Origin of the sequence: Vibrio sp. 10N.222.47.A9 (genome assembly GCF_963872585.1) — a bacterium.
GTDB lineage: Bacteria > Pseudomonadota > Gammaproteobacteria > Enterobacterales > Vibrionaceae > Vibrio > Vibrio splendidus.
Genome location: NZ_CAWNBB010000094.1, coordinates 1 through 5,368, shown reverse-complemented (window position 1 = coordinate 5,368; position 5,368 = coordinate 1). Strand labels below are relative to the sequence as shown.

3 protein-coding genes and 3 pseudogenes are annotated in these 5,368 nt (G+C 41.2%); 1 reads left to right on the top strand and 5 read right to left on the bottom strand.

The window, feature by feature from the left end:
- A pseudogene (locus AACT19_RS24065) lies at nucleotides 1-1,095 on the top strand (reverse transcriptase domain-containing protein); the annotation flags it as partial.
- Nucleotides 1,096-1,332: 237 nt separating this feature from the next.
- Here AACT19_RS24065 and AACT19_RS24060 read toward each other — a convergent pair.
- From AACT19_RS24060 to AACT19_RS24040, 5 genes and pseudogenes are all read right to left on the bottom strand, one after another.
- A complete protein-coding gene (locus AACT19_RS24060) occupies nucleotides 1,333-2,724 on the bottom strand; it encodes an HD-GYP domain-containing protein (protein ID WP_076649127.1) in 1,392 nt (463 codons plus the stop codon).
- Between the two features lie 112 nt (nucleotides 2,725-2,836).
- Nucleotides 2,837-3,082 (bottom strand): annotated as a pseudogene (locus tag AACT19_RS24055) (IS30 family transposase); the annotation flags it as partial.
- Nucleotides 3,076-3,342: pseudogene (locus AACT19_RS24050) on the bottom strand (ISNCY family transposase); the annotation flags it as partial. The pseudogenes AACT19_RS24055 and AACT19_RS24050, both read right to left, overlap by 7 nt.
- Before the next feature lie 554 nt (nucleotides 3,343-3,896).
- A complete protein-coding gene (locus AACT19_RS24045; RefSeq protein WP_076649125.1) occupies nucleotides 3,897-4,427 on the bottom strand; it encodes a hypothetical protein in 531 nt (176 codons plus the stop codon).
- Between the two features lie 87 nt (nucleotides 4,428-4,514).
- Complete coding sequence (locus AACT19_RS24040) at nucleotides 4,515-4,799, bottom strand: hypothetical protein (RefSeq protein WP_076649123.1); 285 nt, start codon at nucleotides 4,797-4,799, stop codon at nucleotides 4,515-4,517.
- Nucleotides 4,800-5,368: the final 569 nt, after the last annotated feature.

The window sequence follows — 5,368 nt, the reverse complement described above, 5'->3', positions numbered from 1 at the left end:
CATTGAATTACGCAACAAAGCTTATGAAAGCAGTAAATCAACTGAGTCGAAAAGCTTATCAAGCGAAACCACTCAGGCGTATCTATATCCCCAAATAGAATGGCAAACTTCGACCTCTGGACATCCCATGCATGATAGACAGAGCACAACAAGCACTACACCTATTATCGCTAGAGCCCATATCAGAAACAATTGCCGACCCTAATAGTTATGGCTTTAGAGCAAATCGTAGTACGGCTGACGCTGTCGACCAGTGCTTCAAGTGTTTAGCTTTAAAGAAATTGGCTAAATGGGGTCTTGAAGGAGATATTAAAGCTTGCTTCGACAAAATCGGGCATCAATGACTTATGGATAACATCGCCATGGATAAACGAATGTTGGAGCAGTGGCTAAAGTCTGGATTTGTAGATAAAGGGCTGTTTTACGACACCGATGAAGGCACACCGCAAGGCGGGATCATTTCCCCAACCTTGATGTTGATGACATTATCGGGTCTCGAACAGCGCATTAAGTCTACCGTTCTTATGAAAGGAGCAAGAGCCAACTTTATTGGTTACGCCGACGATTTCGTCGTCACTTGCGTTTCAAAGGAAGTACAAAGGGAAATTGCTCATTAAACCGAATAAATCCAACACGTTGATGTTCTTGAGTAATCTGCGTGAACTCATCAAAAAGCACGTAACCCTACCAGTGAATGATCTTATCAAACTGATAAATCCGAAACTTAGGGGGTGGTCGAACTACTACCGACACCGCGTTGCCAAACAAGTATTCGGATATGTAGGCCACAAGCTATTCCATACATTGTGGCACTGGGCAAAAAGGCGCCATCCAACAAAGTCTAAAACTTGGATCGCCCTAAAATACTTCATCAACCGAAAAGGCCAGTGGCAGTATCACGGTTGGCAGAAGATCATGGATATGGATTGCCAGTTCAATCTCTTCCAAATAGCCAAAGTGCCAATAGAAAGGCATGTGAAAATCCGAAGTGCAGCGACTCCATTTGACCCTCAATACCAAGAATACTTGGCTAAAAGGAAGTCCAAAAGGCTAGCTCGTAACTCTTGGAACGAACCTGCTCCGACTGCTTTATAAGTTGCTGGGTATCAAACGATGCCTTCGCGGAGGCTTGAGCCTAGTGCAGTGAAAGTTGCACGCTGGGTTCTTAGGGAGACGGCACTTGGTAACAGGTGTCGTCTACCCGACAAAAGCTTGCTAGCGATCAGGATTTGCACTAAATGCTTAACTGCAAGGTGTAGGAGTGCTCGGAACGCCGAGTTGCGAAGCCTATTGCCTTTTTAGGGACTACAACGGTTACCTACAAACCGATGGCTAAACAGTGGAATCAAGAGTTATCAGTCCCTTTGGCAATTTATCCAACACACGCTTCAATGCTTCAAAGCATTCAGGATCAATCGCAGTATTTAAATTTTCAGACATTATATCCAATGTTTTTGGTACTGGTACTGCTCCGCGGTAAGGTCTTTCTGCTGTAATAGCATCAAAAATATCAGCGGTAGTGATAATTCGGGTCGACAATACAATGCATTCTGCACTTAGTTTATTGGGGTATCCAGTGCCATCAAGCTTTTCATGATGGCTGCCTGCCATGTTGGATAGGTTTTTAAAGGGGGTTATCTTCGATAATATATCTTTAGTAAATTGAGCATGCTGTTGAACAGATAACCATTCATCGTCATCTAATTTTCCAGGTTTATCGAGTATCGTATTACTCACACCTAACTTCCCAACATCGTGCAATAGCGCTGCACGCTTAAGCCATTTCCGTTCTTCTTCTGATACCCCCATTTCGATAGCAATAAGATCCGTAAAGAAGGCAACTCTCTCGCTATGACCAGATGTGAAAGGGCTTTTACTGTCGATAATTTTTCCAAACGCAAAAACGATGCAATCAAGGTAGTCATCATCAATGAGTATGCTGGCTTTTGCTGGCGCTAATGCCATAACTTTATCAATGATATTTGATGAGGTTAAGACAGTGCAGAATTCGTTATCCTTTCCTATTTCGTTTATCGCAGAAACTAAAGCTGGATCAAACCAGCTCCCACTTCTTTCGTTTGCTTCGTTTAGCGCGGTTTCGAAATTGTGTTCAGATTGAAAAACGTCAATAACTTGTGCGAGTAACGCAATACGAGAATTTAATGGAATATTTTGTTGAGCGAGGTTTTCTGGCCGACCACTACCATCCCAATGTTCATCTAAAGAATGAACCCCTAATGCGACGTTTTCATTAAACCTTAATTCTCTCGCAATATCGGCACCTCTCGAACAGCGAGTTTCTATCAACTCTTGAGCGTAGGAATCTCCATTTTTTAAGATATCTATCGTCTTAGTGATGCGAGTTAACCAGTTTTTATTTTTCCCCGTATTGCGAATAACAAAGTTAATGACACTTGATAGGTTTGTTCCTACCGTCTTAAAATTACGTTTAAACTCCTGATCGTCAGCGAGATAGAGTTCGCAAATACGGGCTGCATTACTACTACAGCCCGTATCTTTTAATAACAGGGTAAAATAGAGATCATGAAGTTCGCTTTCTGATAAACCGATTTTCTCACCTATGTGCATACCTATCCAGCAGCAACGAATGCAATGTTCCGGTGGTTGTCCTTCCGTCATATCCAGAGCTGTTGTCAACGATAGCATTAGTTCAGACAACAGAATGTAATTAGACTCAGGTAATAATGGCGGTACTTCGTTCATTTAACTTCCTATGATCAGTGTAGGTATTAAGACTGTTATACCAAAACTTTGTTTTAATGTACCAGTTTCACGCAATAGAATAATAGACATTAAATGCCGTTTAATAATCCCCGAATTCAACAACGTTGTCTGTTACCACTGTTAGGTCGATTCCTCTCTTCACATATTGCCTCAAAAGACTGTTAGCATTCTCATTAGCTCCACGCTCCCAAGAACTGTAAGGATGGGCAAAATACCGGGGGTACACATCAGCCCCCAGTTCCTTTGCGATGGTTTCATGACCTGCAAACTCTCTCCCGCTATCTGCCGTGATGATATGGACATGATCCTTGTAAGGTATGAGTAGCTCTGTTGAAGATTAAAGTCGTAGCACTTGGTTTGAATGAGGGCTTGAACCTCTTTCTTGAGTGACTCAGGGATTTTATTGATGGGGGCACGACCAGTGTTACCGTGAATCACAAACCGAATGCCTTCCTTGCGATAGCTATTCAAGTAACGTTCAACCGTCCCTCGAGATTTCTGCAGCAATTGCGTGTCGCTATCGATAGTAATTTTGCCATCAAGGACTTTGCTAATTATATCGACAGTAAACTGTGATTTTGAATCCATATAGAACATCCTTAGCACCCTCTAAAGCTTATTTAACTACTTTAAAAAGTACGCTAATTCAGTCCCGTCATTTTCCTTCGGTAGTTAACGTAATGACAAAGCCGCTTGGTAATTAAGATACGACAGAATCGCTTGGTGATCACAGTTTGCCATGATCGGCTCTGTCAAACCTCTGGACATAATTGTTTTAATCAGCTTTAGATTCAGGGTCTCTTTTGATCATGTTGTGGCCTGCTTTTAAAGCATGAGCGAGAACCACACCCATAAGGATGTCAAAGATTAGTTCTGTATTGATTCTGTACCAACGCTTAATATGCAGGCAACTATTGTTGAACATACCAAGACCGCTATAAACTGACTATTGCTGAATAGTCACAAATTTTCCCCTTATGAATCAGTTTTCCCAAATTCAGTCAATTTCAACATACTGTAGCCTTGGCCTTCACGTTGAGTTACAAGGTTATCTACAATTACTCCGTTACATTTGATAAAACAATCAGGAAAACAGGTCCACCGCTTCTCTAGTTGTTCGCATTGAACATTGACCATCATAGGACAACGGTTCAATTGGCATCATTTCGGACCCTAATGTTCTCGATAGCTACAATTAACAAGAAGCAAATCACAGCCCCCACAAAGCCCAAAACAAGTCTATCTCTATTGCGTTTGTTCAAATCGCTAATCGCGGAACTAGCCTCACGCAATACTTGATTGTTAAACTCGATGTAAACAACCTGATCAATATTTTCAATTCGCGTCGGCACTAAACCAACTCTGATCCCTCCGATCTCCCCAGGCTCAAGCCTACCTGTTTTACGGTAAGTTTCTAGCCTTCGAAGCCTTGCGAAATCATACCCTTGTACTTTGTACTCAGCGCCATCGTCTTCGTTAAGTATGATGTCGTAGCTCAAACCGCGACCAGCATTACCAAACTTGCCATTATAGGAATACTGCGAATAAACAACTGACGGCTCGCTATGGAGTTCAGATAGAACCCTGTTCTCGATTGCACTTATAACCAAAACAAAGATGCTGGCAAGCGATGCTTTTATTAAGCTTGAAGGCTTCACTTTGAATAGGGATCTAACTGTCATATTTCGGATTCTATTCATCTTTCACTGGCCTCTGCTTGGTGGAGGTGGAGATTGATTTTAGTGCGCGTGTTGATACGAATTTTCCCTCTATATGAGCTTCGACCATGCTTGATAAGTTTTCATTGAAAACATAATCATTGGTATTCCAGGCCCTAGCACTGTTAACCAACGAAAGAAATAAATTGGCGCTAACAACTGAGTTATGACATTTCCGTTATCATTTACAGTTGTATTAAAAGCCCAGTTTATAGCTAATGCCGTGATGACAGTAAATATCAGGCTAAGAACCATACCTACTATCCAAAAATCACCCATAAGATCATAAAGTTCAGAAAGTAAATTTATGAGTGTCGAACGACTTCTATAAGCCATATTTTCCCCCTTTATAGACCAGTAATACTGGTACTAATGAAGCACTCAGGTGTTGCTGAGAGCTTATCCAAGCTCTGAAGTCTGCAAATTCTTGTGCATGTGAGGTGGCATTGTCACAGACCAATAAACCACCTGTTTTAAAAAGGTTCGCTTCAATGGTGTAAGCTTTACCATCATCAGGAAGTGCCGAAGCTAACCAAATCGTTGAATATCAGTTAGATGTACCAACTTCCAAGCTCTTGCGTGCGCTAGTTGCTTTAACCAGCACAGATAGAAACTCATCAGTGTCTCTTGTGATATTAAGGTACTTCTTTGATTTATCAGATTGAGCGAGATCATTTTGAATCCCGAGCAGCTCTAAATTTTCCACAATCATAACCAATTTAACTCATACACATTATGCTCCTGATTGCACTTTTGTATAAAAGTGTTTGTTCGAAATGTAGAAAACATGAATTACATTAAATAAGTCTTATTGGCACAAAAATATGCAAATAAAACTAATCCAAGTTCACGTTAATACGATATGAATGAGTATTAGCTCCAACATGATGTATGGAATCCACTCC

Coding starts and splice junctions, on each gene's coding strand:
- AACT19_RS24045 (WP_076649125.1), bottom strand. CDS start 4,427: ATGACAGTTAGATCCCTATTCAAAGTGAAGCCTTCAAGCTTAATAAAA.
- AACT19_RS24040 (WP_076649123.1), bottom strand. CDS start 4,799: ATGGCTTATAGAAGTCGTTCGACACTCATAAATTTACTTTCTGAACTT.
- AACT19_RS24060 (WP_076649127.1), bottom strand. CDS start 2,724: ATGAACGAAGTACCGCCATTATTACCTGAGTCTAATTACATTCTGTTG.